Origin of the sequence: Neobacillus vireti, assembly GCF_036962345.1 — a bacterium.
Classification (GTDB): domain Bacteria; phylum Bacillota; class Bacilli; order Bacillales; family Cytobacillaceae; genus Neobacillus; species Neobacillus vireti_A.
In genome coordinates this window covers 165,625-192,124 of the sequence record NZ_JBALNB010000015.1, presented here as the reverse complement: position 1 = coordinate 192,124, position 26,500 = coordinate 165,625, and the positions used below count along the sequence as shown (strand labels likewise).

Below are 26,500 nucleotides of genomic sequence, written 5' to 3'. Positions count from 1 at the left end.
CCCTATTATAATACTGATAATACTTTAGATGAAAAATTCAAGATATCGACTATAATAATTTGTAAAAGATTCGAAAGGAAGTATTCTATGCTTAAAAAATTTACGGTAAAAACAAACACCCGTGATCAAATGATAGAAATCACCGATCAGGTTCAGGAATTCATTTCAGAAAATAACATTCAGGAAGGATCTGCTATTGTGTATTGTCCGCACACAACTGCAGGCATTACCATTAATGAAAATGCAGATCCGGATGTGAAACGCGACATGATTCGGCGCTTTGACGAAGTCTATCCATGGCACCACCAACTTGATCGCCATATGGAAGGCAATACCGCAGCCCATATGAAAGCTAGTACTGTCGGGGCTTCACAATATATTATTATTGCAAACGGACAACTGCTGTTAGGTACGTGGCAGGGTATCTATTTTTGCGAGTTTGACGGACCACGCACACGAACTTTTTACGTGAAAATACTCTAGCCTAAAATATATATAGCAGAAATAGTAAATTCTTTATTACATCGCTTTTTTCCTTCTTTTGTAAATGTCTCTTTTCTTAACTTTGTAGTTTAAATCTACTGATGAAAGGAAATATAGTAGGTAACATGAGAAACCGGACAAGTTCGGTTTTGCAAAGAAAGGGATTTACGAGAATGATTGTACTAGAACGGAAACAAAACTATTCTTTGGTAACTCAGAATGACCACGCAAAAATTGCTGGCGTTATTGCCCGAAATTGCAAAGGGGAGTATTTCTTTGATGATAATCATACCCAAGAAATACTCCTTGCAATCGAAGAACATGACCGAGGCTGGATTGAGTTGGATTCGTCTCCGGTATGGAATGATCAAACCGAGAAACCATACTCTTTTATTGATTACCCACTATCACTCAAAATTACTTTTTATAAAAAGGGATTAGATGAGGTAGAAAAAATGAGCAAGTACGCAGGGTTATTATGCAGCTTGCACTATACCTCGTTCATTCAGGATCCTAGCGAGCCAGCTGTCAGGGAATTTTGGAAAGAAGAAAAGCAAAGACAGGAAAGGCTTTCAAAGGAATTACAATTAGCCGGTAATGAGCACAAACAAGAAACCCTGATGTACCACTTAGATCTATTAAAGTTTTGTGATTACCTATCCCTGTTTATCAGTCTAAATGAACCTGGCGATAATAAAGGGATCCACCCTTTTTTTCGCAATGGATTTCCACAGTTATTTTCCTTTGTTACGGAACAACCAATTGTCGCTCATTGGGAAAACCAAGAAAGTGTTTCGCTTTCCTTCTCCCCTTTGAAAGGTGAAATGGAAGTAGAATTGCCCTTTAGAGCTGTAAGCAAAGAACAAATTGAGAAAAATGGCGTTTTACAAGCATACAAAGATACCCCTGTTTCTATTAGGAAGATAGTTTTTAAATAAATTTCAAAAATGCTTTACTCCATTATGGAGTAAAGCATTTCTCATAGGTTGTCTAATATATTTTGATTTTGTGGATTTTCGCTAAAGATTAATACATCATCAACTGGTTCGTAGGATTCCCCATAAAAATGTCGATCCTTATAGGTATGTATCTTATCATACGTTTTTCTCATCGCTTCAAAAATTTGCTCTTCAGACTCGTTATTTGGTGCCCAATAGAGGATTTCCATTTTATTAAGCTCATTAGTAGCTAACGATCTTCTTTCGTAACCAACAGAATTTGCGTGTTCAAAGCCCTCTCGCTTATAAAAATGAAGCCTTTTTTCGCTATCGCTGTCTTCATAGTTCACTGGTTCAACTTCGAGGATAATGGGCTTTCCTTTATGTTTCATTTTTTCGATCAACTTATGACCAAGTCCCTGGCCACGGGCATTTCCTGAAACAAAAAGATAATCAATAAATACAAAATCATCCGATTCAGCATACATCAACACATGATTAGGTCCCTCATCTTTATGATAAATATCAGAACGCTCTTTTAGCAGTGTTTCCATATGCTCTCTCGATTTCATTTCCTCAACGGGAAAATACTGATTTAATTTCTCATACCAATGCATTGTTATACTCCTCTATATTAAGTCATAATGAGGAAAGTATGTGTAAAATTAACCCATTATATGTGGTATTTTTTAACGTTTTCGCACAATATGATACAATTGTCTTATTGGCTATTGAATGAGGAGTGTTTGAAGTTGACAACTGAAAAAGAGAAAATGCTGGCTGGTGAACTTTATAATCCAGCAGATCCTGAATTATTACAAGGACGTATAAATGCCCGAAGACTTACCAGATTATATAATCAAACGATTGAAACCGATGAGGAGCAAAGGACTATTCTATTAAAAGAACTATTCGGTTCAACTGGAAAAAGTCTTTATGTAGAACCAACATTCCGATGTGATTATGGGTACAACATCCATATTGGCGAGAATTTCTATGCGAATTTTGATTGTGTATTTTTAGATGTTTGTGAAATTCATATTGGTGATAACTGTTTTATTGCCCCTGGTGTACATATCTATACAGCAACCCATCCAATAAATCCAACTGAGAGAATTTCTGGAGCCGAATATGGAATTCCGGTTTATATCGGCCACAATGTCTGGATTGGCGGGAGCGCGGTCATTAATCCTGGGGTTAATATAGGCAATAATGTCGTTATCGCCTCTGGTGCAGTCGTGACGAAAGATGTACCAGACAATGTTGTCGTTGGCGGGAATCCAGCAAGGATTATTAAAGAAATTCAAATATAAAGAAAATGAAAAGAGCTTAGTCTAAGCTCTTTTTTACTACTTTCCTATGGAAAAACCTTGGAATAGCCTTCCGCCAAATGGCTGCAGGATATCATCAACCAATGCAATAACCTTATTTTTATCCCCAGTTTTATAAAAAGTATCAAAGGCATTCACAAAACACTCTGCAAACTTTTCATCATAGTTTCTCAATGAACGGATTACCCATTTAGAAGCACCAATCCAGTGTCGATTCGTTCTCAAGACAAATTCACTAACTAATTCAGCAAGTGTATTCGCTATAAATATTTCTTCCGCTCTATCTGTACAACCTATAAAATCATCAAGAGCATCTGTTATAAAATAACGCTTGATTCTTATGGTTTCAGCTGACCATTCTTGGGGACCGTTTTCTAATAAATCTATTGCCTCTTGTTTAATGTGCTCCATGATTCCACTATCTTTTAACACGATTCCTTCTGAAACCATTTTAGGCAAGGAAGGCCTCGCTCTTTCACAATCACTTGTAAAAAAATCCTTATAAGAAGTTAAGTTATGTACAAAAACCTCTATATTCCAGCCAAATTCAATGACAGATTCTCTATATGCTGATTTAAGATACTTATCAAATATCACGATATCAAGGTCAGATGTTTCGGTGGCCTCACCTCGAACGACACTTCCAGCTAATAAGGCACCATGACAGTCGGGAAAATGGTTTAAGGTAAATAATTCAGCAGCTTTGTAAGCTTCCATTCTCTTAATCTTCAACACCCCATATTTTTTATAAAAAGTAAATCATCTTCTATATATAATTCATAGATCCTAGATGAGTTGTATCCCCTTCTAATACAAGCTTATAACCACTCTCATCCATTTCAACAATCGTAAGACTCGTATCATGAATATAAGGAGGGTCCCATAAGGTTTCAATTGATGAATTCTTAAAAAATGAATACAAACATTTGATGACTACAGAATGAGTAACAATTAATATATTTCCAGATTTATATTCTCTTTTTATTCGATCTAATACCTGAATGGCTCTTGCTCGTGTTTCTTCAAACTTTTCTCCTCCAATAGTCGTAAATAGATGCGGTGCATTCCAGTATGACTCAAACTCTGTGGGATACATTTCTTTAATGGATGAATGAGTCTTACCTTCCCATTGACCCAGTTTAATTTCCCTCAAGTTCTCATCATAAATTACAGGAATATTTCTTTCTCCCCGTATCAAGCCGGTAGTGGCTTTCGTCCTCCCGCTTGGACTTGAGAAAATAGCTGTTATCTCTGTTTCTTTCAATCTTTCACCTAAACATACCGCATTTTTTATCCCGCTTTCGGTTAAGTTTGAATCCAGCCAGCCTTGCATTCTTTTTTCAGTGTTCCATTCTGTTTCTCCGTGCCTTGTTATGTATAGTGTGATCATAATCGGTCTCTCCTTATTTCACTTATTGCTTCAATTAGTTTTCTAGTTGTCTCTTTTAACTTCGTTTCATTTTCTATGATAATCTCATCATCTAAATAAAAATCGGCAAATGATTGATCTTTATATCTAGGTACCACGTGCATATGGTAGTGTGTTAATTCATTAAATATCCCGCCATTTTGGCAGATCATGATCCCATCTGGATGAAACAGTTTTTTTATGGCTTTTGATAACAGAATGGATGCTTTCATAATTGAATTTGCTGTTTTACCGTCAAGTTCATCATGGTCACAAATATGTTTCTTCGGCAAAATTAACACGTGACCTTCATTGAATGGTTCATGGTCCAAAAAACAGCAAACAAAGTCATCCTCGTAAACAACATAGACTGGCTGAATTTTATTAGCCAAATTACAACCTAAGCAGGCCATTTTAAACACAACCTTTTTGAAATTCTAATACTCTTACTCTAACAAAAAAAGGCCTTAAATCTCGACCTTTATAATATATTTTGCAGCATTTCTAAAATTGTTAAAAAGAATTGATAAATCAGTGAAATCAGCTGTTTTATAAATTCAAATAAGGAGTCTAACATCACACTCACTCCCTTCAAAATCGTTCTATATTATTTAATGCTTTATTGGACGAGTTTGAAATGGATAAGCGTGTACTTTTGTTATAAAAAAATAGAAATAATCTTTTGACTCACACTTACGATAATCATACTTTGACCCAAGCCGCTCACGATGCCAGTTGATAATCTTAATGAGTTATTGCTTATTCTGTATTTCCTTTTTTGTGTCCAGCCATCAATCACCATTGGAAGGTTTAATACTATCCCCAGCCATAAAGGAAAATTCAAATTCAGGATCAAAAAAAATGGAAAAAATAAATAGCCAGCTAAGATACCTGTGCATCTTGCGCATAATGGCAGTGTATATCCGTTAATGGTTAGACTCCTTGATTTCATCCGGTGACAAGGAACAATGTCGGTTATCCGCTTTAGATTAATTGCAATCTGGTCCACAATCACAATCAGGTCCTCCATCACAATCTGGGCCACAATCACAGTCTGGCGTACAGTCATATTTCTTTTTTCGGTACTTCTTCCTTCCATAATAAATCAATACAGTCAGCAGCAATAGAATACCTGCGCCAGTCACAATCGAACCATATAGGATTTCACCTTTCACCAACAATGTAGTTCCGACCACAAATAGAATAATCATTCCTGTGAGCAAAAGAAAAAACATAAATGTCACCTTTCATTCTTTAAATCTCGTATTCTTTAACATTAGGATTCCTACAATCAGTAGAAGAATAGGTCCTATTACAAAAAATTCAAATACACTAGGTGTGGCTAAACCATACAAACTAAGCGGCAATGCCCAGATAGAACATACCAATAGCAGTTTGGCCTTTCTAGAAATACTAGCATAAATTGCAACCATAACAGGCATTAAGTACATTATAGTAAAGGAAATAAACACATCTGGTTCCACACTTGAATGGGTATATGGGTTTTGAAGTAAAATGAAACTACAAAATAGAAAGCTTCCAATCGAAACAACTGCCCCAATTACTCTCAAAATCCTCACTGCTTATCCCCCTAAGAAGTACTTTTTTAATTATATTCCATTTATTAGGCAAAAAACCTTTTTCTATTAAACATGTACGTGTTTTTTATTTTTGTAATAAAAGAAATGGCTCAGTTTATAAGACTGAGCCATTTCTTTTATTGCCATCACTGTTATTAACTTTATTCAGCCGTGTTTTCATTAATTGATTTAAACTATTGTCTGATCTAATTTCACTAACACATGTAGAACCTAATAGCAGTACACCACCAAGCATTTGAACAATTGTCATTTGTTCTTGCAGGATAATGGCAGAGATCAAGATAGCTACAAATGGATCCACATAACTGAGCATAGCTATACTCTGTCCTCTTAATCCTTTCATACCAGAGAAAAACAACCAAAACCCAATCCCTGTATTGATAATCCCTAAAATTAAAATAAAAGGAATGGAAGAGCTTGATACTTCAAAAATACCAAAGCCAGAGGTCACGAAAACATATGGCATTAGAAGTAAAGTGGTTGTTCCAAGCTGAATGATGGTCAGCTCTAACTTTCCCATATCTTTAATAAATTTATTTAAAAGTAATAACGCAGCATAAAATGCAGCTGCGATTAATCCAAAGGTTAGTCCAAGTAGATCTTCTGATCCGGAGGCACTCACGCCTTCTCCTAAAATCATTAACATCCCAATGATCGCTACACCAATACACACCATTTTCTTGATGGATAGCTGTTCCCGAAGTACAAAGGGAGAAAGAATCATTACAAATACAGGTGCAAAGTAATAACCTAGGGTTGCATTGGCAATTGTCGTATGGTCATACGATTGATAAAGAAAAATCCAATTTCCTCCCAAAGCAATACCTGAAAGAATCAAACATAAAGCATTAGCTTTAACTAAATTCCATGATATTTTTTTCTTCATCATGAAGAATATTAACAGTAAAAATAAGCAACCTATGAAACTGCTTAGTAAAGCTCTTTCGCTCGAGGATAGATCAATATATCGAACCACTAAACCAATCGTACCGAAAATCATCATGGATAATATAAACTGAATTTTTGATTTCATCATTTCCCCCAAAAGCATCTGTGAAACAACTATTTCGCAGATGCTTAACCTTTTCCTTTCCGAACTTGAATATTTAATAGTAAAAATATATCATTATTACACACATTACAAAAACGAATGTTTATCATGAGAGGTATGATAAAATCAGATGGGATGAGAAAAGAGAAATGAATATCCAAAAATATATGGCATTTGTCAAAGCAGTAGAATACGGTAGTTTTACAAAAGCGGCCGAAATATTGGACTATTCACAGTCTGGGATTAGCCGTATGATTAACGATTTAGAAAAGGAATGGGGAATTTTCCTTTTTGAAAGAGGACATGCCGGTATCAATTTAACCTCTGATGGATTAAAGCTACTGCCCCAATTAAAGCGAATTTGCAATGAGTATGAAATCTTAATGAAGCAGATCGAAGACTTACACGATATGGAATCTGGAATGATTCGTATTGGGACCTTTTCCAGCGTAGCATCTCATTGGCTCCCTAACATGATTAAAATTTTTAAGAAGGATTACCCAAAGATTGATTTCGAATTTCTTCTAGGTGATTATACAGAAATTGAAAACTGGATCATAAATGGACGTGTTGACTTTGGATTTTTGCGGCTGCCTACAACAGCAGAACTTGAAACTATCTTTTTGGAACAAGACCGTTTGCTGGTAGTGATTCCACAAAATCATCCTCTTGCTAATTGCGAAAAGTTTCCCATTAACGGCTTACTGAATAGTCCGTTTATGCTGTTGGAAAAGGGAGCAAAAGCAGAAATCTCTGAAATTTTTAAGAAACACGAAATTTCGCCACATGTAAATTTTACAACATGGGATGACTATGCCATTATGTCCATGGTTGAAAATGGACTAGGAATCAGTATATTACCGGAATTGATATTAAAGCGTATTCCTCACAAAATTATAGCGAAAGAGCTTGAAGTTCCTGCTTTTAGGAATATTGGTGTTGCCATGAGAGAACAAAAATCACTTTCCCTTGCATCCAAGAAATTTCTAGAATATTTATCATATAGAAACAACAAAGAAAAATGAGTGCCAAATCCTGCAATTCGGCACTCATTTTAATTTACATTCTTAAGGCTTACCAACGGAATATGTTGCCATTTTATTTCCACTTAAAATTCCGGCAGTTGATCAAGATTGTTTTCTTTTATCCCGTCAGGTTCACTGCGGATGATATCTCTTCCATATTTGTGGAAAACATCAACATGGGCAATCTGACCTGATTTTGCCTCTGTTAGAGCGGTAATGTAATCCAACTCTCGCCCTGAGCTTGTTTTAAAAGCGATAATGTCCCCATCATCATTCTTTCTCACAGCAACAATTTCCTCTTTATCACCTGGGGTGCTTTGAGCCGCCTCTAAATGTGCCTGCTGCTCACTTTGCTGCTTGTATTCTTCATAAATTTTCTCAAAATTTTTCTCTTCCATCCTTCCACCTCCGAACATATGTTAGTATTTTGTGGTTAACGGTTAGAAAATATTCAAATGTACACAAAACCTACAAAAAATTCCCAAATTCTAGGCTTTGTGTTGCTGGCACCCACCCTATTGGGATGTTTGCAGCAGGGATAAATATATAAAAAGAACCTGTTAATGTTGTTTAATGTAACAATAACAGCTTCTTTTTTTATGATGTTTAGGACGCCTGTATTAACTTATCCAAGTTTCATTTACCTCTTTTATTTGCCATTTTCCATCCTTAAAATGAACGGTAATTTCCACTCCAATCGCGCCTAGTGCAGAATGATATTTAGAACCTTCAAAGACTACGGTATTATTATATTTAAAAATCACTGTTTCAAAACTCAGCAGAACACCTCTTATCGCCATCTTTTCTGATTCGTATAAACCTTGCTCTTTAAGATTCTCCAAGTCAGCATCCATGACCTCAACCCCATACTTTCCCTCGAAAAACTCTATTATTTCTTCCTTATCCTTGCTGCTTAGTTCCTTCATAGTGCTCATATTGATTGCGATAAATTCCATCTCACTATTTAATGCCTTGTCTTTTTCCATCATCGCATCCAACGCAATACTGTAAATCTCACCTAAATGTTCTTTTGATTTTTCTTTACTTGTGCAAGCAGTAAGAACTAGTATAAGAATGAAAAGGATACTTATTTGTTTATTCCTCAAACATCATTCCCCCTTTATTTCTATAGACGGAGTTAAAATCATTTTGTTTCAAGAGCTTTTACCTTATTTAGGTAATAATAGTTCTACCAAGCTTGAATAATTGGAGTGAGAAATTATGCTGTATTTGGATAAATATCATGATCCTCGAAAAAATGGAGAACTGTTAGTGAAAATTACTGAAAAACAGCTTGATATCGAAGCCGTCATTAAGGAAACGGAACAGCTTTTCCAGAAATGTAGTGAGCATGAGCCTCGTCCTCAGATAAACCATAAATTTACTCCCGTTCCTTTTTATAAGAAGGTGCTTGAGGGGTTTTATCGCTGTTTTGCAAAACCCTTCATCCTGCTAGAACCAACTCAGATTCTGGTTGATTCTGTTGGAAATGTATACCCTAAGTGGAAAACTAAGCTGGATGACGAGTATAGTCATTTGCTAAATACCATTAAGAAAGAAGTAAACATTCTAGACGTTGGCGGTATAGGTGATGGAAAAACAGACAATACGGAAGCTTTTAAAAGAGCGTTTGGAAATGGAAGAGTAAAAGTTATCGTTCCCGAGGGTGTTTTTATTACAAAAGGTATTTGCATGCCTTCTTGGACCATTCTCGTTGGTGCTGGAAAAGGCAAAACAACAATCAAGCTGCATGACCAAGCAGCAAAGGAAACCAGACTCATTACCAACGCAAACCACAGGAAAGGAAATCATCATTTATTTGTGCAGGGAATGAGTTTAAACTGGAATGTTGAAAGGCTTGGGAATGTAACAAAGACTAGTACCTGGGGTAACTATTCCAGCTGTTTAACCTATGCAAATGTCACCTATGGCTGGGTAAAAGATGTAGAAGGCATTAATCCAGGTCTGCATTGCTTTGATATTTCCTCTACCTTGTACAATTATGCTGGAGACGGCTACAGAGCATGTGGTGGTAGTAAGTACGTTTGGCTCGATAATCTAAATGGTTATGGTTTCGGAGATGATGGAATTACCACCCATCATAGCGACTACATTTTTATTTCTCGCTCTCATATGTGTGACCCAAGCGGTCGCGCTCACCAGAAAGGTTTTTCTAATTCAAATGGGATTGAAATTGATGATGGTTCCAGGAATATTTTATTAGTTAATAATTCATCTGCGAGGTGTTTTGGCGGAGTTGAAATTAAGGCTCACCAAGATTCGTCTGCCGCATCGAATGTGCAAATTGTTGGGCATATTTCTTTAAACGATAACCGCAGTTACAATTTCCGTCATATCGGACACCACAAAAGCACAGATTCAGAGTCTAAATCTGCCTACAATATTTCAGCAATAAATCTTGCAGCAATTGCACCAATTTTTACAGATCTATATAAATATTCCACTCCACGGTGCTTGGTTGTTTCTGCCTATAAAAATGTTGTGGTTAATTACTTTACATGTATCGGTGACCGGGAATACGACTATAATGGAAACCCTGTTATTGCGATTCAGTATCGCGCTAGGAATGTTGTTCTAAAAAACATCTCAATCAAGGATTTTAAAAGTGCTAGTGCAGCCATAAAAATTTACGGAGGAAAAAACCTTGCGGACTCTGTCAAAATAAGTAACGTTGAGGTTCGTAATTCTGGTACAAAAGCAATTGATATTGGTGCAGGTGTACAAGATATAATCGTTGAAAATGTGAAAGAACGATAAAAGCGTCAAAGATTTAATCATCGATGACGCTTTTCTTCTTTTTCTACAACAATTTCATCTACCAGCTTTTCTGCGACTTTTCGATATAAATTACTCATATGTACAAGCGAAGAAATCATTAGCACCTGTTCTAAATACGGAGAATGCTTTTCCCCCATTTTCGTTACTTCCTCCTTAACATCGTTCACTCTCTCATCGATATCCTCATTGAAAACCTCTACATTTCTTTGAGAAAGAGATAAGTAACTCGTATAAAAAGAATCTAACTCGATATCTTCTTTAATAATCTTTTTGTTAACTCCATCAAGCGTTACTTGAATATCGTTAATCGACAGAGCACCTTTAAGCTGATAAATTAGGCTCATCAAAATCAAATGTTCCTTGGAATACTTCTTATTTTTTATTGGAAAAATAAGCTTCCCTTTCGCATAGTTATTGATCATTGTTTTGGTTAGAATTTTTTCCTCATCATTTCGCTTAGTATCTCTAAATTTATTTTCAAATAACTGAATGACCTGGTCCATATATAAATCAATATTCGGTATTTCATCTAACAGTAGGTTTGCCTCTAGAGCAAGTTCTTCCATAACTTCATGGATTTTTTCCATCGTAAAACCCCGTTCCTGCATGTTCTTCTTACTAGTATATCCCAAGAAATATCTATTGACTAGATGTTGAATTACCTTTATCATTATAAGTAGTTATTGAAACTACATGTTGTGTTAGGAGGGTTTTATTTTGAGCAATTATATTCGGGAACCAATTAATGGACTTACGCATTTAACAGGGGCGCTGCTATCGTTCGTCGGACTCCTCGCAATGCTGGTGAAAGTGTCAAGCACAACCACTTCAGCGATGGCAATTGCTGCGGTTATTATCTTTGGCGTCAGCATGATCCTCCTTTATTCTGCATCTGCCACTTATCATATGGTAATTGCACGTGATCACGTTATCGCGTTTCTAAGGCGGCTTGATCATTCGATGATTTTTATTTTAATCGCAGGTACTTACACACCTTTTTGCTTTATTAGTTTGAATGGCACCACGGGTAATATTCTATTTTCAATCATTGCTGCGGTGGCTTTAAGCGGAGTGGTGTTCAAGATGGTCTGGTTTAATTGCCCACGCTGGATTTCAACGGCATTGTATCTTGTAATGGGCTGGATGATTGTATTTTTCTTCTCTCCTTTAGCAAGTAGTTTAGACCCGGCTGGCTTATTTCTATTAATACTGGGAGGCATTTTCTATACAATCGGCGGAGTCATTTACGGAGCTAAACCAAAATTTCTTCAATCAAAATACATGGGTTTTCATGAGATTTTCCACATTTTCATTATGCTTGGCAGCTTGTCTCACTTTTTATGTGTGTTTTTATATGTTATCTAAAATGGAAAATGCCTCTGTTGTTGTAGAGGCATTTTCCATTTTTCATTATAGAATTTACTACCCTCCAAGTATTTCCCTACGTATAGATTGAACGTAAATTACATAAGCCATGACTCGTTTTCGCATATTAAGTAAAAAAGGAGTTGGAAACCGTGAGAATCCTATTTATTTTTATTTGCGCAACAATGACTTTCTTCTCAAGTCCTTTATATACTAGCTATTTTAGCAACACTGCCTATGCCCAGCAAAAACCTATTCCTTCTTATGCCAAGTGGGGGCAACTTGCTGTCAAAGAAACACAAAAAAAATATCCCAATGCGCAGGTAGTGGATTATCTTCATATTGGAAAGGTACCGGGCGAAGTTTCATCAACAGAAAAATTCAAACTATGGTTAAAAGGGACCCAAAAGGAATTTGGCGTCTTTGTCGATATTGAATTTAATAATCAGACCCAAAAAGTTATTAAGGTCACCTATAAAGAAACACCTAGATGATGGTTAAACGGGAATTTCTACGAGAGAAGCCTCCAATCCATGGAGGCTTTTCTTGTAGTACCTTGTATAAAAGAAATTTCTATTTTTGAACAATCGCATCAGGGGCTTTGTCGGATACAAGATTCAAAATAATATTTTGCTCAAGGAGCGCCTTTAACCCGCAGAGGACCATCGTGTATCCACCCATTGAGTCAATGGCCTGTGCAGTCATTTCATCTCCGCTACCTGAAAAACCTGTGTTGGTAATCGATACAAATGTTTGATTGTCGTTTCGGGAAGTAAATTTCCACTCTACCTTTGTTCCGTCAGACCATTCAATGCGAATAAGCTTGTTTGGGTCTATTTCTTTTACATCTAATTCGTCCCCAACACCATACATCTCCCAATCCCATCTGATTCGCTTTCCCTCCTCCAATCTGCCGCTGCTTTTGGTGAACCAGAATTTTGTCGTGATTTCAGGGTTGATAAAAGCTTCATATACTTCCTCAACTGGTTTGCGAATAAGCATTTCTGCTTTTACAATGGGTTTTTCGTTTAGTGTTATCATGCAAATACTCCCTTTTTCATTAATCATAGCTTATTTCACTATGGTTTCTAATTTGATGATGATTTAATACTCATTTCCTTTAATACTTTTTCAGATAATCGATTAGCAATTAGTTTATAGCCAGCAGGATTGGGATGTAGGGAATCACTGAAATAGGTGCTTTTGGGCTTATCTTGAAATAGGTCAAGCGTGGAAACAAAGTAAGTGCGATCAAAATGACCTGCCACTTGGACAATTTCATTGTTCCAATCTTCAATGGTGCTTAGGATTTCTTGGCGGTTCGAGTATTCTATATAGGGTTGATATAAACCTAAAACAAAAATAGGAGCCACAGAATTGTCTTTCCTAACGATTTCAAGGATTTTATTAAGGTTTGTAGTGAAGTTAATTTTACCCTCATTTACTTTTTTTACATCAAGTGGGTTAAATTGATGGTTTGCGCTCTTTCTAAAGTCATTCGTTCCGATATAAAGAATAATATAATTTGCATTTGTTATTTGCGCATTGATTTTTTTATCCTGCAGTTGCTCGAGAACTTTATCAGTTGAATATCTAGGTATAGCAAAGTTACTCACCTTGACGGGAGTATTCTGTACATCCTCCAATAATACTTTAAGGCCTTCAATGTACCCCTTTTTTGCAGGGTCCCCTACTCCATGTGTGATAGAATCACCGAGGGCTACAAGGTTAATAACCTTTGTACTGGCCGAAGAACTACGAATACCGGTATACATACCGAATACTACTAAAATAATACAGAAGAAAAGGATATAATTTTTCATTTCATTTTAAACTCCTATTTTTGCTGATTTATTTAGGAGTTTTCCCAGTTACACCCAGACTCATGTTGGTAGTATCTGTGAGTTTAACTCCAAGATTGTATATCCTACATATTCAAGAAATTTGTGTAATTATCCTCTTAGAAATAGAGAGATATAAATAAAAAAATGAGCCCCTGTTTATCGCGGAGCTCCTCATTTTAGGCTATTAATTCATTATAATTCTGTTTAGCTCTTCTTGAAGTACAATCGCATGATTATATACAGGATCTTTAGCACCATAAAGAAGAGTAACTCTCCCCTTTGAAGTCATGGCTATGATTTGATTGATTATCATCTGTTTTTGTTCATCTGTACGTAATTCCTCAATGTATTTTACTCGAAATTCCTCAAACAACTCAGGCTTATGACAAAACCACTTTCGAAGCTCAGGACTAGGAGCGATCTCCTTTTCCCATGCCGTCAACTTGGCTGCATCCTTCGAAATCCCACGCGGCCAAAGCCGATCCACCAAGATCCGAAAACCATCCAACTCATCAAATGGCTCATAAATCCTTTTCAGGAAGAGATTATTCAGAAGGGTTCCCTCCTTATTTATTAGTCTTCTGATAACAGTGTCCATTCCACGTGGACAGTGTCCACGGGCGGTGACAGGCACCAACTCACCAACTCACCAACTCATTTAGTCCTCATCTTTTATATCCAGGTCTTCGGGGATGGGTTCGTTTAGGATTTCTTCGATTAGGTGTTTGTATTTTTCTATTTGTTTTAGGTGGGTGTTGAATTGTTCTTTGTTGATGATCCAGTTTTCTCCGTCATGGATGGCACGGATTTTTTTTTGTTTGATTAGGTCTTCAATGGTTGATTCTGGCATTGATAAATATTCTGCTGTTTCTTTTATGGTTAGATACATATTTATTTCATTCCCCGTCCGTAAAGGTGATAGTATTTACTACTCTTCCTGCTCTTCCTTTTGTTGTCACTGCCTGAGAAAGTGAGTTTAAAATGGCTTCCTCGGCAGCTTCAGCTGCTCCAGTAAATAACTGGTTCATTTGAGGATGATCTTCTCGCAATTGAATTCGCTGTTCCGTACTTACTTCAGAAAAATGATCAATTTTATGTGCTGTTGAAAAGGCGATTACGATATCACCGCTGCCATGGCTAAAGTGGCTTCCAGTTCTGCCCAGTCCGATTCCACAGCGCTTTGCGACACGCAAAAGCTGTCTGTCACTCAAAGGAGCATCTGTTGCCAGCACCATAATAATGGATCCATCTGCAGTCTCCGAAAGTCCCTCCACTTCAGAAAAACGAAACCCTTGATATTCTTCCTTCTTTCCAAAGTTTGTGAGAACAAGGCATCCAACTGTATATTCACCGGTGGTACGTGAAGACGTACCAATCCCGCCTTTGTAACCAAAGCAAATCATCCCTTTGCCAGCGCCAACAGCACCTTCCTCAACCTGACCACCCGAAGCGTTACGAATTGCTTCAATCGCATGCTCCGGCTTAACTGGAAATTTCCGAATCGAATTCAAATAACTATCATTGCACTCACCCACAATAACATTTATCGTACCTGTTGTTTCACCAATTTCAGGATTTTCAGCCAGCATGTATTCTAAGGTTCCTTGGGTAACAGCCGGAACAGCGAACGTATTTGTTAACATAATCGGTGATTCAATTTGACCCAATTCATTGATTTGAACGAGCCCTGTTGTTTTTCCAAAGCCGTTAATCACATAGCTCGCGGCTGTTACTTTTTGTTTAAATACATTCCCTTGATGAGGGAGTATCGCGGTCACTCCTGTACACGCATATTCCTCACCAGCAGCATCTAATGGGTAATCCAGGGTTACATGGCCAACCATAACACCCTCGACATCTGTAATACAATTTTTCATACCTATCGGCAGCTTTCCTACAGTTATACCAGTTTCTCTGACCTTCATCCTAACACACCTGGCCGATGGTCGAGGAAGTTTTGATAGGCAAACCCTCGTACTTCATCCTCTTTAAAATGCTTTAATAATTCATTGATTAGATTTTGAGTTTTCGAGGCGTCCTCTAAATCTTTAACAAAGATGGATATTCCATCAAAATCTGAACCTAATCCAATATGCCTGACTCCACCCAATGAACAGAAATGATCAATGTGTTTCACAAGGTCATCGATGGTGACTTCCCCGGATTCCTTTATAAAAGGGGGGTAATAGACCACATGAATCATTGCGTTTCTCTTAAACATCGCCGTTGCCTGTTCATCCGTAACATTTCGAAGATGGTTACAGAGAGTACGTGAATTTGAATGGCTGGCAATGGGATATTTAGCTAATTCGATTACCTCCCAGATTCCCTTGTCACTTAAATGAGAAATGTCCGTAAGAATCTGGTGCTCGTTATTAAACTTTACAATCTCCTTTCCAAACAGCGTCAATCCGCCCCCGCGCGGTTCCCCCGCTCCGTCGGCAGCTAAATTCGCATTATTCCATGTCAACCCAACGGAACGAACCCCCAGCTGATAAAGAATATGAAGCTTCATTAAATCATTGCCAATGGCATCGATCCCCTCAAGGGTTAACATAGCACCAATTTGGCCAATATTGATTCGTTCAAAATCGGACCATTCTTTAATATGAATGATATCTGGATTTTTCCCGAGGACTTCCTTGTAAAAATAATCTATTTGTTCAAGCGCCACCTGAAACTTCAGGTCCGATGGGATGGCTGGCTCAATAAAGATTGCAAAACATTGAACCTTAACCTGCCCTTTATGTAAACGAGCTTTGTTTGTCTGCAATTCTTTCGCATCAGCAAAACGCAGCGTGCCATTTCCCTCAGAAAGCTTTAATAATGCGTCACAATGCAGGTCAATTAGTTTCATAGAGAGCTTCCTCCTTTTGTAAAAAATTTTATCATAAATAACAAGGAAAGGTTAAATGAAGGAAAAACTAAACACTCAAATACCAGCAAGCAATCACAGTAAATAATTACCAGTGGAAATAGCATTTAGAATAATAAAAATTACCTATGAATACAAGTAAATAAATAGTAAAATTTATGTATAAACTAGATTGATGGAGGTGAATTTACCTATGACAAATAACCCGATTCATTATGATGGAAGTATTCAAAACAATGAAACTTCCGCTGCTAATTCTGCTGTAAATGTGCCGATTACAATAACGGATGAAATGCGTGCAAACATTAGCGGAAACCCTTACTTCAGCGAAAATAATAACTAAAAAATAAAGGGAGTTTGCAAAGCGCAAATTCCTTTTATTTTTGGTCTGTATCTGTTTTTGTATCTGCATAAGATTTACCTTCATTACACAAACTAGAATGCATGCTAGATACAGAAAGGATTGATACGAAAATGACAAAAGTATTATACATAACAGGTCATCCTCATGACGATACACAGTCGTATAGTATGGCAGTTGGGAAAGCATTTATTGATTCTTACAAAGAAGTAAATCCTGATCATGAGATTATTAATATGGATCTTTATAAAGAAGATATCCCTCAACTTGATGTCGATGTCTTTAGCGGCTGGGGGAAACTCCGAACAGGTTCAGACTTCGAACAACTTTCCAACGAAGAAAAAGCAAAGGTTGGCAGGCTATCCGAGCTTTGTGAGCAATTTATTACTGCAGATAAATATATTTTTGTAACACCATTATGGAATTTTTCCTTTCCACCTGTCATGAAAGCCTATATAGATGCCGTATCGGTTGCAGGAAAAACCTTCAAATACACGGAAAAGGGACCAATTGGTCTATTAACAGACAAGAAGGCCCTTCATATCCAAGCGCGTGGCGGCATTTATTCCGATGGGCCTGCTGCAGCAATGGAAATGGGTCACCGCTACCTTGAGATTATCATGCAATTTTATGGAGTCCCATCATTTGAAGGATTATTTGTAGAAGGTCACAATGCAATGCCTGACAAAGCCCAAGAAATTAAGGAAAACGCGATTGCTCGGGCGAAAGATTTAGCACATACCTTTTAATACACAAAGAGCCAACGTAATCGTTGGCTTATTTTATTGATGATAAAGTTTACGTGTAATTTTTTACGTACGCAACAAATCATAAAGTGTACAAGCAATGATCTTTGTGGCAGCCTGTAAATCGGAAAGACGAATATTTTCATCTGCCCGATGTCCATTTGCCTCTTCTAACGCTTTCGGACCGACACCAAACATAATGGTAGGAATTCCTGCCGCAAAGAAATGGCGGGCATCGGTGTATAACGGTACTCCGTGGACTGGTAACTCTTCGTCCTCCTGTAATATTTCTTTCCAATTGGCAGCCAACGCTCGAATCAATGGTGTATTCTCTGGAACGGGGCCAAAGCTCTTGGCATGGAGGATTTTTCTTATTTCTACATTAATCCCGTGAAAATCCGAAACAGCTTGATTGACGAGTTCCCGAAACTCAGATTCTGCTTCAACAAAATCCTCTTCTGGTATTAATCGTCTGTCCACTCGAATGGTGCATTCATCTGGAACGACATTGGTATTGATTCCTCCTGAAATCAGCCCTACATTCAAGGTTGGAAAATCTATTCCTGGAATCGATGATTTTTTTTCCGCCAAGATCTTACGATAATCATATAAAGCTGTTGTAATTTTAGTAGTTGCCTCAATCGCATCCATTCCTGTATGCGGCAGGGCTGCATGTGCTGATTTACCGATCGTTTTAACCTCAAAATGTAAACAGCCGTTATGGGCATTCACAGCTGAATAGCTGAATCCCGCGACAATGGCTTGGTCAGGTTTGATATGACCGTGGTCGATAAGCCACTTCGGACCAATTTCTCCTCCTGTTTCTTCATCGAATGTAAACGCAAGGTCTACTCTTCCAGACAGTTTTTCTTTGACCTGTTTTAATGCAAGTACGGCATAGGTGTAAGCTGCAATATCAGACTTTGACACTGCTACCCCACGCCCGTACATTTTCCCATCCACAATTTCTCCTCCATACGGGTCGACACTCCACCCTAACCCAGGAGGAACGACATCTCCATGTGCATTTAATACAACATTGCTCCCTTCACCAAAGACTGTAGGAGCAAGGACATTGGCCATACTAATCATCCCGTTGGCTTTTACACTCGCCTCGTCTACTTCTAGTAAAGCTACATCTTTAAACCCAAGCTCGGAAAGCTGTACTTCTAGAACTTTGGCTATCGGCAAACAATCTCCAGCTGGATTATCGGATGGCGTCTGGACTAATTTTTTTAAAAAAGCGATTAGGTCCTCCTCATGGTCCTCTATCCACTGCACCAGCTTTGCTTTATCATCAGTCATAAAATCACTCCTCAGCGGTTGTACGCTAATTGATGTAAAAATTTAATGAGTACATCTAAACCTGTTTCTAAATCCTTGGTTGAGGTAAACTCCAGTGGTGAATGGCTAATCCCCCCCTTACTGGGAACGAAAAGAATAGTTGTAGGACAAATGCGAGCAAATAGCTGTGCATCATGGCCGGCACCACTATTCATCCAATGGGAGGCAATACTGCTGCCAGTACAAATGCTGTCTATCATTTCATTTAGTTTACGATCCATCTGGGCCGGATGAACCTCATGCCACATCTCAATCTTTATATCTAGATCATGTTTTTTGGCATGGGTTTCAAACCTACTGGTTAATTGCTGGCAAAAAGAGCTCAAGACCGATTCGTTTGGATGTCTGGCATCGACAGTAAACTGCACATGATTAGGAATAACGTTTGGTACATTAGGCTCCACAAATAACTGTCCCACACTTGTTACAAGATCTTCATCGTATTCCTTTACACCTTCATATAAGTCATGAATCATGTTGATTGCTCCGTGGAGAGCGTCTCTTCTCCATTTCATTGAAGTTGTACCAACATGGTTCGATTCGCCGTTCACTGTGATTCGAAACCGCTTTTGACCGACAATTGCCTTGACAATACCTATTGATTTATTAACTTTTTCAAGGGTGGGTCCTTGTTCGATATGTAGTTCAATAAAAGTTTGGATATCATCCCGGACCCTGTATTCAGAACGTCCAAATCCTGCTGCCATCATCGCCGTCTCGAAGCTGATGCCCTCTGAATCCCTGATATCACGAATATCTTTATATGAATAAACCCCCGTCATCATCCCTGAACCCCAGAGAGCGATTGGAAAGCGGCTGCCTTCCTCTTCACAAAAAGAAACCACTTCAAGATTGATACTTGGCTGCCCGAACTGATTTTTCAACTGAATTAATGCTAGAATTCCAGCAATGATTCCATAAGCCCCATCATATTTACCGCCAGATTTAACAGTGTCGACATGTGAGCCAATCAAGATCGTTTGGTCATTCGGGTTCGATGAAGGCAATTTCCCAAATAAGTTTCCAACACAATCATAATTTGTGAGCAGCCCTGCTTCCTCCATCCAGCCCTTTAAGTTTTGCTGGGCGTCTTTCCAAGACTGGGAATAAAGTGTCCGAGTTACACCTCCATCCGGCTCACCTCCAAATGAGGCCAGCCATTCTATTGCCTCATTTAGATTAGTGGGGAACTGAGCCATCTGCTTCCTCCCTTAGCTGTATATATTGACCATACTTTTTTGTGGCTGCTCCGGTTTGATCGTCGTAAATTACATTGCCTCGCAGCAGCGTTTTTTTTATTTTCAACAGAAATTTTCTATTTTCATAGGGGGAATATTGATTTCGAAATGCAATACATTGTTGATTTGCAGTCGTGGTCTCATCTAATGAAATCAGGGCTAAATCCGCGTCCAAGCCTGTTTGAATCCTTCCCTTTTGTCCCGATATTCCAAACCGATCTGCAACATTAGCAGTGCCAAGAGGAAGGATATCTTTAAATGGAACACTCCTTTTCATCGCCTCATCGAGTAAGGCAAGCCATGTAAATTGTACTCCTTGGATTCCACCCCATGCTTCCCAAATTGAGTTCGTGTTTTTCATGTAATAAGGACAGGGGGAATGATCAGATCCAACCGTATCAATCCAGCCATTTGCAATACATTCCCATAGTCCCTCTACTACTTCTCTTGACCTGAGCGGCGGGGCACATTTCAGGATGGCTCCGGTTTGAAGGAAATCTTCTTCATCAAAAAGTAAGTAATGTGGGCATGTTTCGACTGTCACATCCATTCCACTTTGTTTTGCCTGTTGAATGAGTTTAACAACCCTCGCAGAACTGATATGAACGAAGTGGAGTGATGTACCATATTTCGCAGCCTTCTCTAATGCATAACTAACCGCCTTTTCTTCCGCAGAAATCGGCCTGCTTGCAAGAAATGCCTTACGCTCATTGGTGCTATTTTGTCTTTTATAAAAAGTGGTAAGGGGTTGAATCTCTTCCTCCCATTCTGCATGCAAGGCAAGGATCTTCCTTTGTTGTGCTGCGATTTTCATTGCCTGCTCCAATTGGCCAGGTGATACAAAGGGAAAATCATCGATACCGCTCTCAGACATAAATGCCTTCCATGCGATAATGCCCTCACACATCTGGTCTAGTTCCGCTTTATTTTTCACGGAATCATCAGTCATTCCGCCCCATAGAGCATAATCAACATGTGATTTAGAGGTTAAGTACGCTGTTTTACTTTGTAAATTTTTCAAGTTTGTTATGGAAGGAGAACAATTTAGGGGCATATCAAAGATCGTTGTAGTGCCGCCGATGGCTGCTGCACGGCTTCCCGTTTCAATGCCTTCCCACTCGGTACGGCCTGGATCGTTAAAATGAACATGTGCATCGATAAATCCAGGAACGACTAGGCAGCCACTTGCATCTATGGAATTTTTGTTTTCTTTTATTGGCTCAGGTTCGCACTCGTATAGAGCATCAATCTTGCCATCTATAATTCTTATACTTGCATACCGAAACCCTTCTTCTGTAAAAACATATCCGTTTTTCACCCAAAGTTCTGTACTCATTTTCCCTCCTAACTCCCTCGGTAGGTACTGTACCCTCCCGGTGAGATCAAAAGCGGTACGTGATAGTGGGAACCCGGTTCAGAAATACCAAATCGAACGGGAACACAATCCAAAAATGAGGGGTCTTCAGTGAATGTTCCGCGACTTCGGTAATAGTCTCCGACATAAAAATGAAGTTCATAGATCCCCTTTTTCATAGTATCTCCCTCTAAAAGAGGGTGATTTAATCTGCCATCTTCATTGGTATAATCAGTTTGGATGGTTTTTATTTTTTTGTCTGGACCGACCCGTACTAACTCGACTAACACACCGACAGCGGGTTTCCCGATGCTGATATCAAGGACATGTGTTGTCAGCTTTCCGGTCATTTGCTTGACTCTCCTTCACTTTCGAGGTCAGCATGTGTCATGGAAAAACATTGGAAGCCAAATGGTGGACGAGGTTCAGTAAACACTTTCCCCTCCTGCGGGGCAGAAATTTCGTCCAGCACCGTTTCCCAAGTTCGGTTATTGGATTCAAAGGTGACCTCTAGTAATTGTGGAAAACGCTCTAGGATTCTACTGCCAATTCGGTAAATAAGATTTTGGATGGATGGAGAGTTCTCCTCATGAAAGACGGTATAGGCAATATCTCGAACCTGTTCTGCTGCCACATACCTATCAGGTTTATCTCCTCTTGCATCTTCGATATCGTTATATTTCCAATCAATATTTAGAAAAATAAACAGCGGGCGGTCAAAGGATTCCGGCAATGTGGTATATTCATCCTTCACATAGCCATAGAATGAGCTGCCCTTAACTTTAATAAGCTTAAGACCTTTCAAACTGCTTACATGATTCGTCGTCTGGATTTTATCCTTTTCCCGTTTCACTTCAATTGAAGCAGCTGCCTGTTCATTTACTGAGTAGCGAAATACAAGCGGACTTGGTTCGAAGCTGTTATTTGCTGGGACAGGAAGCTCTTCAAAAGAAATCTGTTCAGCTGAAATACTAACTCCCGTCATATGTGAATATGTCTCAAGAAAACGGCGGGCGACAAACTCAAGAAATCCTTCCTGGGTGGCTCCCTGATAATCACCTGCATGCTTAAGGATAAAGTTTTTCATCGAATCGGTTGCAACAACCAACGTGTTATCACCATCTGTAAAGGAGGATAAAAATGCTTCCCCTTCTACGGCGATTTTTACATTCATCCCAAAGAGAATGTTTTTTCTTCCTGAAAAGGTGGATTCGGGAATGGAACGAACCCCGGTTAACGGCTTTGCGTATGTTCGATAGACCCACACATCTGCTTTCCCATAGCTCATTGTTCTTTTCATATTAAGTCAGCCTCCTTTTGATGTTGATTGTCAGAACGCATCATGGTCGGCAATAAAGATTGTGCCTGTAAATATGTTAAACGGGGATTACGGGCACAATTCAACCGTAATTGTGCCCGTAAATTCGGTTCTGCGGGATTACGGGCACAATTCAACCGTAATTGTGCCCGTAAATTCGGTTCTGCGAGATTATGGGCACAATTCAACCGTAATTGTGCCCGTAAATTCGGTTCTGCGAGATTATGGGCACAATCTTACCTCTATTTTTTAAACTTCGGTCACCATGACCCTTTCATCCTATGAAAATATCACTCAATCGAAAGCCAGCAATTTTATACACCTCTTGTAAGGCTATGCTATATTCTTCCTCGTAAGAATGAAGAACCCTTTGTTTCATGGCGGATAAAATATTTTCCTTGCTTTGCCCCTTTACCGCCATAATAAAAGGAAAATTGAATTTGGCTACATATGATTTATTAAGCAAATGAAACTCTGTATATTCCTCCTTTGTAAGCTTATCAAGCCCCACACCAGCCTGTTCTTTCTGGGAGACCTCCGAAATTTGCAATCTTGTTCCTAAATCTGGGTGTGCACGGAGCAATGCCATCTGCCTGGATTCGTCCGCACTTTGAACAATAGAAATCATTCTTTGCAAGAGGTTTTCACGCGATAGAAACGGCTGATGTCCCCAGGCCTCCGCAGCCACCCAAGGAGAATGTTCAAACACCCAGCCAACTTTTCGAACAAATTCCTCTTTGTTCATTAGATTGATATCGTCTATTGAAAACACAGCCCCGTCTCCCCTATTACTTTTTATTAAAACTATATATATTCTAGACCTCCTAAAAATACCCACCTGTTCTATCTCTAATTTTATGAATCTTTATAAATGGCTCGTCTATTTGTCAACTGTCGGTGGTACAGCTAACTTGTCCTGCCAATTTTGACCATAATATCGAATTGCCGAAATAGTATCTACATTAGTGTCATATAATCTAACAAGTTATTTTATAACCGCTGATAAAAAAATCATGTAAACAAACCTGCCATCATTGAAGCATTTCTATCGATGATAGAGAATAATGAGAATAACTTATATACCCAGCCACAAATTAATTCATAGGATTACATGCCTTAAAAACTAACACAGAATGGAGAGGTTATATGTCCGAAATTCATTTTATGAAAAAGGCAATTGAGGAAGCGCTCAATAATGTTCTTAGCAGCCACGGGGGGCCATTTGGAGCCATTGTAGTAAAGGACGGAAAAATTATTGGAGTAGGACGTAATGAAGTGACCGCCTCGAACGACCCTACAGCACATGCTGAGGTCCAGGCCATTCGTGCAGCCTGTCGTTATTTAAACAACTTTCAACTAACTGATTGTGAAATCTATACGAGCTGTGAACCTTGTCCCATGTGTATTGGTGCGATTTACTGGGCAAGACCAAAAGCTGTTTATTATGCCTGCACTAAACAGGACGCAGCAAAAATAGGGTTTGATGACCATTTCATCTATGAGCAGCTTGAACTTCCAATGCAATCTAGAAAAATACCAATGAAACAGATTTCCACAGATGATGCCAATCTTCCTTTTCAAACATGGGAAAGTTCGAGGAATAAAGTAGATTACTAATCTGACAATAGAGGGTGTTTAGAATGGAGAGAAATCAATTAACCCGCAGAATTTTAGTAGCCTCAGGAAAAGTACCTGCCGATACCGTCGTTAAAAACGGAAAAATTGTTGACGTTTTTAACGGAGAAATCATTGAAGGTGATATCGCCATAGTGGACGGTTATTTCGCGGGTGTCGGGAAATATGATGGAAAATATATTGTGGATGCAAAGGGAAGTTATGTTGTTCCTGCCTTTATTGATGGTCATGTGCATATTGAATCGTCCTTGGTCACACCTAGTGAATTTGCAAAAGTTCTTCTGCCCCATGGTGTAACGACCGTGATTGCCGATCCCCACGAAATTGCCAATGTCTTAGGTACTGCCGGCATTCAATACATGCTTGATTCTTCCGAAAACCTTCCCTTTGATATTTATATTATGCTTCCTTCTTGTGTTCCAGCTACAAGCTTTGAAAACTCTGGTGCTTCTTTGAGCGCAATTGATTTATTTCCCTTCTACCACCATCCACGCGTCTTAGGGTTAGCTGAAGTTATGAATTTCCCTGCAGTTCTTCAGGCTCAGGATGATATGCTGAATAAATTATCTGACGCCAAACGATTCGGTAAAAAAGTAGATGGACATGCGGCGGGGCTTAGAGGTAATGATTTAAATGTCTACATGGCTGCCGGCATCCGCACAGATCATGAAAGCACCGCGGCTGAAGAAGCCAAAGAACGCCTTAGGAGCGGAATGTATCTAATGATTCGCGAAGGCACTGTTGCAAAAGATTTAATGAAGTTAATTCCCATCATAAATCATCACAATGCGCGAAGGTGCCTTTTTGTTACAGATGATAAGCATTTAGATGACCTTGTGCTTGAGGGCAGTATTGATCACAATGTCCGGCTGGCAATCCAGGGCGGAATATCCCCGATAACTGCAATTCAAATGGCTACCATCAATGCAGCAGAATGTTTTGGGCTTGAAGATAAGGGTGCGATTGCTGCAGGCTACAAAGCTGATTTTTCCTTCGTCGATGACCTAGATAGTGTCAGGATATCACATGTATATAAGGACGGGGTTGCAGTCGTACAAGATGGCAAATTAATCGTTGATTGTAGTAACAAGCATAAACATGGATTGGAAAAATCAGTTCATTTTGATGAAATTCAGGCAAGCCATTTCACCATTTCCTTACCCTCAAAAAAAAGCAATATCATCGAAGTTATCCCGAATAGTCTTATCACTCATCATATCGTGGAAGAGGTGGATATTTGCAGTCAAGGATTCTTCCAACCCTCAATCAGTGCTGATCAGTTAAAGCTTGCCGTAATCGAGCGGCACCATTTGACCAAGCAAATAGGTTTAGGCATTGTCAAAGGCTTAGGTTTAAAATATGGTGCCATCGCGACGACAATTGCCCATGACTCGCATAATCTCATAGTGGCCGGGACGAATGATGAAGATATGGTTTTAGCTGCAAATACCATTAAAGAAATGCAGGGCGGGCTTGTTGTCATTAAAAATGGCCAAATTCTGGCATCATTAAATTTGCCCATTGCAGGATTAATGTCTGACAGCTCATTTCAGGAGGTTTATGCTAAGCTCAATAACCTTCACATCGCCCTTGAACAGCTGGGGGCAAACGATCAATTCAATCCCTTTTTAACTCTTTCCTTCTTAGCTCTGCCAGTCATTCCAGAATTAAAACTAACCGACAAAGGTTTGTTTAAGGTATCAAAGTTCGAACATATTGACATAAGCTGCGTTTAAATTTTGTGGTTTTTAGACAAACTATCATGCGAGAAACCTAAAATGGTT

General features: G+C 38.7%; 35 protein-coding genes. 12 read left to right on the top strand and 23 right to left on the bottom strand.

Annotated elements, in window-relative coordinates:
- Positions 1-87: 87 nt before the first annotated feature.
- Both V7108_RS18825 and V7108_RS18820 read left to right on the top strand, forming a co-directional pair.
- Complete coding sequence (locus V7108_RS18825) at positions 88-483, top strand: secondary thiamine-phosphate synthase enzyme YjbQ (protein WP_335569089.1); 396 nt, start codon at positions 88-90, stop codon at positions 481-483.
- A 173-nt stretch (positions 484-656) separates the two neighbouring features.
- Positions 657-1,421, top strand: a complete 765-nt coding sequence (locus V7108_RS18820; RefSeq protein ID WP_335569088.1) for a DUF3891 family protein — start codon at positions 657-659, stop codon at positions 1,419-1,421.
- A gap of 41 nt (positions 1,422-1,462) precedes the next feature.
- Here the strand turns inward: V7108_RS18820 and V7108_RS18815 are convergent, their stop codons facing one another.
- Positions 1,463-2,038: a GNAT family N-acetyltransferase gene (locus V7108_RS18815; RefSeq protein WP_335515135.1), complete on the bottom strand. Its 576-nt coding sequence runs from the start codon at positions 2,036-2,038 to the stop codon at positions 1,463-1,465.
- 135 nt (positions 2,039-2,173) lie between these two features.
- Between V7108_RS18815 and V7108_RS18810 the strand changes: the two genes are divergently transcribed.
- Positions 2,174-2,734 carry a maltose acetyltransferase domain-containing protein gene (locus V7108_RS18810; RefSeq protein WP_335515132.1) on the top strand — a complete coding sequence of 187 codons (561 nt, stop codon included), beginning with the start codon at positions 2,174-2,176 and terminating at the stop codon, positions 2,732-2,734.
- Between the two features lie 36 nt (positions 2,735-2,770).
- Here V7108_RS18810 and V7108_RS18805 read toward each other — a convergent pair whose 3' ends face one another.
- The 7 genes from V7108_RS18805 to V7108_RS18775 all read right to left on the bottom strand — a co-directional run bounded on the left by V7108_RS18805 (position 2,771) and on the right by V7108_RS18775 (position 6,794).
- Positions 2,771-3,469: a nucleotidyltransferase domain-containing protein gene (locus tag V7108_RS18805; RefSeq protein ID WP_335569087.1), complete on the bottom strand. Its 699-nt coding sequence runs from the start codon at positions 3,467-3,469 to the stop codon at positions 2,771-2,773.
- 49 nt (positions 3,470-3,518) lie between these two features.
- Positions 3,519-4,142, bottom strand: coding sequence for a histidine phosphatase family protein (locus V7108_RS18800; protein ID WP_335569086.1), 624 nt, complete (start codon positions 4,140-4,142; stop codon positions 3,519-3,521).
- Positions 4,139-4,573 (bottom strand): HIT family protein, encoded by a 435-nt coding sequence (locus V7108_RS18795; protein ID WP_335569085.1) that lies wholly within the window; start codon positions 4,571-4,573, stop codon positions 4,139-4,141. Before V7108_RS18795 ends, V7108_RS18800 begins: the two co-directional genes overlap by 4 nt.
- A gap of 245 nt (positions 4,574-4,818) precedes the next feature.
- Entirely contained in the window at positions 4,819-5,175 is a 357-nt protein-coding gene (locus tag V7108_RS18790) for a DUF2085 domain-containing protein (protein ID WP_335569084.1), read from the bottom strand.
- Positions 5,150-5,395, bottom strand: coding sequence for a hypothetical protein (locus V7108_RS18785; protein WP_335569083.1), 246 nt, complete (start codon positions 5,393-5,395; stop codon positions 5,150-5,152). Before V7108_RS18785 ends, V7108_RS18790 begins: the two co-directional genes overlap by 26 nt.
- Before the next feature lie 12 nt (positions 5,396-5,407).
- Positions 5,408-5,740: a hypothetical protein gene (locus tag V7108_RS18780; protein ID WP_335569082.1), complete on the bottom strand. Its 333-nt coding sequence runs from the start codon at positions 5,738-5,740 to the stop codon at positions 5,408-5,410.
- Positions 5,741-5,855: 115 nt separating this feature from the next.
- Entirely contained in the window at positions 5,856-6,794 is a 939-nt protein-coding gene (locus tag V7108_RS18775; RefSeq protein ID WP_335569081.1) for a DMT family transporter, read from the bottom strand.
- 167 nt (positions 6,795-6,961) lie between these two features.
- Here V7108_RS18775 and V7108_RS18770 point away from each other — a divergent pair, with 167 nt between their 5' ends.
- On the top strand, positions 6,962-7,837 hold the full coding sequence (locus V7108_RS18770; RefSeq protein WP_335569080.1) for a LysR family transcriptional regulator: 876 nt from the start codon (positions 6,962-6,964) through the stop codon (positions 7,835-7,837).
- Positions 7,838-7,920: 83 nt separating this feature from the next.
- On the opposite strand, the gene V7108_RS18765 is transcribed toward V7108_RS18770, so the two are convergent.
- Together V7108_RS18765 and V7108_RS18760 are read right to left on the bottom strand one after the other, a co-directional pair.
- Positions 7,921-8,235 carry a DUF3892 domain-containing protein gene (locus V7108_RS18765; protein ID WP_335569079.1) on the bottom strand — a complete coding sequence of 105 codons (315 nt, stop codon included), beginning with the start codon at positions 8,233-8,235 and terminating at the stop codon, positions 7,921-7,923.
- A gap of 222 nt (positions 8,236-8,457) precedes the next feature.
- Positions 8,458-8,943 (bottom strand): peptide ABC transporter substrate-binding protein, encoded by a 486-nt coding sequence (locus V7108_RS18760; protein WP_335569078.1) that lies wholly within the window; start codon positions 8,941-8,943, stop codon positions 8,458-8,460.
- 115 nt (positions 8,944-9,058) lie between these two features.
- Here V7108_RS18760 and V7108_RS18755 point away from each other — a divergent pair, with 115 nt between their 5' ends.
- Positions 9,059-10,615: a glycosyl hydrolase family 28-related protein gene (locus tag V7108_RS18755; protein WP_335569077.1), complete on the top strand. Its 1,557-nt coding sequence runs from the start codon at positions 9,059-9,061 to the stop codon at positions 10,613-10,615.
- Between the two features lie 17 nt (positions 10,616-10,632).
- Here V7108_RS18755 and V7108_RS18750 read toward each other — a convergent pair whose 3' ends face one another.
- The gene (locus V7108_RS18750) at positions 10,633-11,223 is read right to left on the bottom strand and encodes a DUF1836 domain-containing protein (RefSeq protein ID WP_335512265.1); all 591 of its coding nucleotides are present in this window, start codon (positions 11,221-11,223) and stop codon (positions 10,633-10,635) included.
- 130 nt (positions 11,224-11,353) lie between these two features.
- Between V7108_RS18750 and trhA the strand changes: the two genes are divergently transcribed.
- The gene (gene trhA, locus V7108_RS18745; RefSeq protein WP_335569076.1) at positions 11,354-12,001 is read left to right on the top strand and encodes a PAQR family membrane homeostasis protein TrhA; all 648 of its coding nucleotides are present in this window, start codon (positions 11,354-11,356) and stop codon (positions 11,999-12,001) included.
- 185 nt (positions 12,002-12,186) lie between these two features.
- On the top strand, positions 12,187-12,495 hold the full coding sequence (locus V7108_RS18740) for a DUF3889 domain-containing protein (RefSeq protein ID WP_420489201.1): 309 nt from the start codon (positions 12,187-12,189) through the stop codon (positions 12,493-12,495).
- A 79-nt stretch (positions 12,496-12,574) separates the two neighbouring features.
- Here V7108_RS18740 and V7108_RS18735 read toward each other — a convergent pair whose 3' ends face one another.
- The 6 genes from V7108_RS18735 to V7108_RS18710 form a co-directional block, all read right to left on the bottom strand.
- Positions 12,575-13,042, bottom strand: coding sequence for an SRPBCC family protein (locus V7108_RS18735; RefSeq protein ID WP_335569074.1), 468 nt, complete (start codon positions 13,040-13,042; stop codon positions 12,575-12,577).
- A 47-nt stretch (positions 13,043-13,089) separates the two neighbouring features.
- Entirely contained in the window at positions 13,090-13,824 is a 735-nt protein-coding gene (locus V7108_RS18730) for a GDSL-type esterase/lipase family protein (protein WP_335569073.1), read from the bottom strand.
- Positions 13,825-14,029: 205 nt separating this feature from the next.
- Complete coding sequence (locus tag V7108_RS18725) at positions 14,030-14,443, bottom strand: DUF488 domain-containing protein (RefSeq protein ID WP_335512282.1); 414 nt, start codon at positions 14,441-14,443, stop codon at positions 14,030-14,032.
- Positions 14,444-14,503: 60 nt separating this feature from the next.
- Positions 14,504-14,734, bottom strand: coding sequence for an excisionase family DNA-binding protein (locus V7108_RS18720; protein WP_335512270.1), 231 nt, complete (start codon positions 14,732-14,734; stop codon positions 14,504-14,506).
- 7 nt (positions 14,735-14,741) lie between these two features.
- A complete protein-coding gene (locus tag V7108_RS18715) occupies positions 14,742-15,770 on the bottom strand; it encodes a P1 family peptidase (protein WP_335569072.1) in 1,029 nt (342 codons plus the stop codon).
- Positions 15,767-16,702: a dipeptidase gene (locus V7108_RS18710; RefSeq protein WP_335512272.1), complete on the bottom strand. Its 936-nt coding sequence runs from the start codon at positions 16,700-16,702 to the stop codon at positions 15,767-15,769. The genes V7108_RS18715 and V7108_RS18710 overlap by 4 nt, the downstream gene beginning before the upstream one ends.
- A 211-nt stretch (positions 16,703-16,913) precedes the next feature.
- On the opposite strand from V7108_RS18710, the gene V7108_RS18705 reads away from it, so the two are divergent.
- Both V7108_RS18705 and V7108_RS18700 read left to right on the top strand, forming a co-directional pair.
- Complete coding sequence (locus V7108_RS18705) at positions 16,914-17,063, top strand: hypothetical protein (protein ID WP_335512273.1); 150 nt, start codon at positions 16,914-16,916, stop codon at positions 17,061-17,063.
- 131 nt (positions 17,064-17,194) lie between these two features.
- On the top strand, positions 17,195-17,830 hold the full coding sequence (locus V7108_RS18700; protein ID WP_335569071.1) for an FMN-dependent NADH-azoreductase: 636 nt from the start codon (positions 17,195-17,197) through the stop codon (positions 17,828-17,830).
- Between the two features lie 63 nt (positions 17,831-17,893).
- On the opposite strand, the gene V7108_RS18695 is transcribed toward V7108_RS18700, so the two are convergent.
- From V7108_RS18695 to pucL, 5 genes are read right to left on the bottom strand one after another with little or no spacing between them, the layout of a single operon-like run.
- Complete coding sequence (locus tag V7108_RS18695) at positions 17,894-19,132, bottom strand: ArgE/DapE family deacylase (RefSeq protein ID WP_335569070.1); 1,239 nt, start codon at positions 19,130-19,132, stop codon at positions 17,894-17,896.
- Positions 19,133-19,143: 11 nt separating this feature from the next.
- Positions 19,144-20,370 (bottom strand): M20 family metallo-hydrolase, encoded by a 1,227-nt coding sequence (locus V7108_RS18690; protein ID WP_335569069.1) that lies wholly within the window; start codon positions 20,368-20,370, stop codon positions 19,144-19,146.
- Positions 20,351-21,745: an allantoinase AllB gene (allB, locus tag V7108_RS18685; RefSeq protein ID WP_335569068.1), complete on the bottom strand. Its 1,395-nt coding sequence runs from the start codon at positions 21,743-21,745 to the stop codon at positions 20,351-20,353. Before allB ends, V7108_RS18690 begins: the two co-directional genes overlap by 20 nt.
- An 8-nt stretch (positions 21,746-21,753) precedes the next feature.
- Complete coding sequence (uraH, locus tag V7108_RS18680; RefSeq protein ID WP_335569067.1) at positions 21,754-22,113, bottom strand: hydroxyisourate hydrolase; 360 nt, start codon at positions 22,111-22,113, stop codon at positions 21,754-21,756.
- A complete protein-coding gene (gene pucL / locus V7108_RS18675; protein WP_335569066.1) occupies positions 22,110-23,063 on the bottom strand; it encodes a factor-independent urate hydroxylase in 954 nt (317 codons plus the stop codon). Before pucL ends, uraH begins: the two co-directional genes overlap by 4 nt.
- A 27-nt stretch (positions 23,064-23,090) precedes the next feature.
- Between pucL and V7108_RS18670 the strand changes: the two genes are divergently transcribed.
- Positions 23,091-23,366: a hypothetical protein gene (locus V7108_RS18670; protein ID WP_335569065.1), complete on the top strand. Its 276-nt coding sequence runs from the start codon at positions 23,091-23,093 to the stop codon at positions 23,364-23,366.
- On the opposite strand, the gene uraD is transcribed toward V7108_RS18670, so the two are convergent.
- Entirely contained in the window at positions 23,356-23,853 is a 498-nt protein-coding gene (uraD, locus tag V7108_RS18665) for a 2-oxo-4-hydroxy-4-carboxy-5-ureidoimidazoline decarboxylase (protein ID WP_335512280.1), read from the bottom strand. The genes V7108_RS18670 and uraD overlap by 11 nt on opposite strands.
- A 374-nt stretch (positions 23,854-24,227) precedes the next feature.
- On the opposite strand from uraD, the gene V7108_RS18660 reads away from it, so the two are divergent.
- Together V7108_RS18660 and ade are read left to right on the top strand one after the other, a co-directional pair.
- Entirely contained in the window at positions 24,228-24,698 is a 471-nt protein-coding gene (locus V7108_RS18660) for a nucleoside deaminase (protein ID WP_335569064.1), read from the top strand.
- A 23-nt stretch (positions 24,699-24,721) separates the two neighbouring features.
- Positions 24,722-26,452, top strand: a complete 1,731-nt coding sequence (gene ade, locus V7108_RS18655) for an adenine deaminase (RefSeq protein WP_335569063.1) — start codon at positions 24,722-24,724, stop codon at positions 26,450-26,452.
- Positions 26,453-26,500: the final 48 nt, after the last annotated feature.

Bases quoted from the DNA above. Each gene is read 5' to 3' on its own strand.
- V7108_RS18715 (WP_335569072.1), bottom strand. From the start codon at position 15,770: ATGAAGGTCAGAGAAACTGGTATAACTGTAGGAAAGCTGCCGATAGGT.
- V7108_RS18820 (WP_335569088.1), top strand. From the start codon at position 657: ATGATTGTACTAGAACGGAAACAAAACTATTCTTTGGTAACTCAGAAT.
- V7108_RS18795 (WP_335569085.1), bottom strand. From the start codon at position 4,573: ATGGCCTGCTTAGGTTGTAATTTGGCTAATAAAATTCAGCCAGTCTAT.
- V7108_RS18825 (WP_335569089.1), top strand. From the start codon at position 88: ATGCTTAAAAAATTTACGGTAAAAACAAACACCCGTGATCAAATGATA.
- V7108_RS18755 (WP_335569077.1), top strand. From the start codon at position 9,059: ATGCTGTATTTGGATAAATATCATGATCCTCGAAAAAATGGAGAACTG.
- V7108_RS18690 (WP_335569069.1), bottom strand. From the start codon at position 20,370: ATGGCTCAGTTCCCCACTAATCTAAATGAGGCAATAGAATGGCTGGCC.
- allB (WP_335569068.1), bottom strand. From the start codon at position 21,745: ATGAGTACAGAACTTTGGGTGAAAAACGGATATGTTTTTACAGAAGAA.
- V7108_RS18765 (WP_335569079.1), bottom strand. From the start codon at position 8,235: ATGGAAGAGAAAAATTTTGAGAAAATTTATGAAGAATACAAGCAGCAA.
- V7108_RS18730 (WP_335569073.1), bottom strand. From the start codon at position 13,824: ATGAAAAATTATATCCTTTTCTTCTGTATTATTTTAGTAGTATTCGGT.
- V7108_RS18785 (WP_335569083.1), bottom strand. From the start codon at position 5,395: ATGTTTTTTCTTTTGCTCACAGGAATGATTATTCTATTTGTGGTCGGA.
- pucL (WP_335569066.1), bottom strand. From the start codon at position 23,063: ATGAAAAGAACAATGAGCTATGGGAAAGCAGATGTGTGGGTCTATCGA.
- V7108_RS18725 (WP_335512282.1), bottom strand. From the start codon at position 14,443: ATGGACACTGTTATCAGAAGACTAATAAATAAGGAGGGAACCCTTCTG.
- V7108_RS18750 (WP_335512265.1), bottom strand. From the start codon at position 11,223: ATGGAAAAAATCCATGAAGTTATGGAAGAACTTGCTCTAGAGGCAAAC.
- uraH (WP_335569067.1), bottom strand. From the start codon at position 22,113: ATGACCGGAAAGCTGACAACACATGTCCTTGATATCAGCATCGGGAAA.
- V7108_RS18740 (WP_420489201.1), top strand. From the start codon at position 12,187: ATGACTTTCTTCTCAAGTCCTTTATATACTAGCTATTTTAGCAACACT.
- V7108_RS18700 (WP_335569071.1), top strand. From the start codon at position 17,195: ATGACAAAAGTATTATACATAACAGGTCATCCTCATGACGATACACAG.
- V7108_RS18770 (WP_335569080.1), top strand. From the start codon at position 6,962: ATGAATATCCAAAAATATATGGCATTTGTCAAAGCAGTAGAATACGGT.
- ade (WP_335569063.1), top strand. From the start codon at position 24,722: ATGGAGAGAAATCAATTAACCCGCAGAATTTTAGTAGCCTCAGGAAAA.
- V7108_RS18720 (WP_335512270.1), bottom strand. From the start codon at position 14,734: ATGTATCTAACCATAAAAGAAACAGCAGAATATTTATCAATGCCAGAA.
- V7108_RS18805 (WP_335569087.1), bottom strand. From the start codon at position 3,469: ATGGAAGCTTACAAAGCTGCTGAATTATTTACCTTAAACCATTTTCCC.
- V7108_RS18705 (WP_335512273.1), top strand. From the start codon at position 16,914: ATGACAAATAACCCGATTCATTATGATGGAAGTATTCAAAACAATGAA.
- V7108_RS18815 (WP_335515135.1), bottom strand. From the start codon at position 2,038: ATGCATTGGTATGAGAAATTAAATCAGTATTTTCCCGTTGAGGAAATG.
- V7108_RS18660 (WP_335569064.1), top strand. From the start codon at position 24,228: ATGTCCGAAATTCATTTTATGAAAAAGGCAATTGAGGAAGCGCTCAAT.
- V7108_RS18710 (WP_335512272.1), bottom strand. From the start codon at position 16,702: ATGAAACTAATTGACCTGCATTGTGACGCATTATTAAAGCTTTCTGAG.
- V7108_RS18775 (WP_335569081.1), bottom strand. From the start codon at position 6,794: ATGAAATCAAAAATTCAGTTTATATTATCCATGATGATTTTCGGTACG.
- V7108_RS18800 (WP_335569086.1), bottom strand. From the start codon at position 4,142: ATGATCACACTATACATAACAAGGCACGGAGAAACAGAATGGAACACT.
- V7108_RS18695 (WP_335569070.1), bottom strand. From the start codon at position 19,132: ATGACTGATGATAAAGCAAAGCTGGTGCAGTGGATAGAGGACCATGAG.
- V7108_RS18735 (WP_335569074.1), bottom strand. From the start codon at position 13,042: ATGATAACACTAAACGAAAAACCCATTGTAAAAGCAGAAATGCTTATT.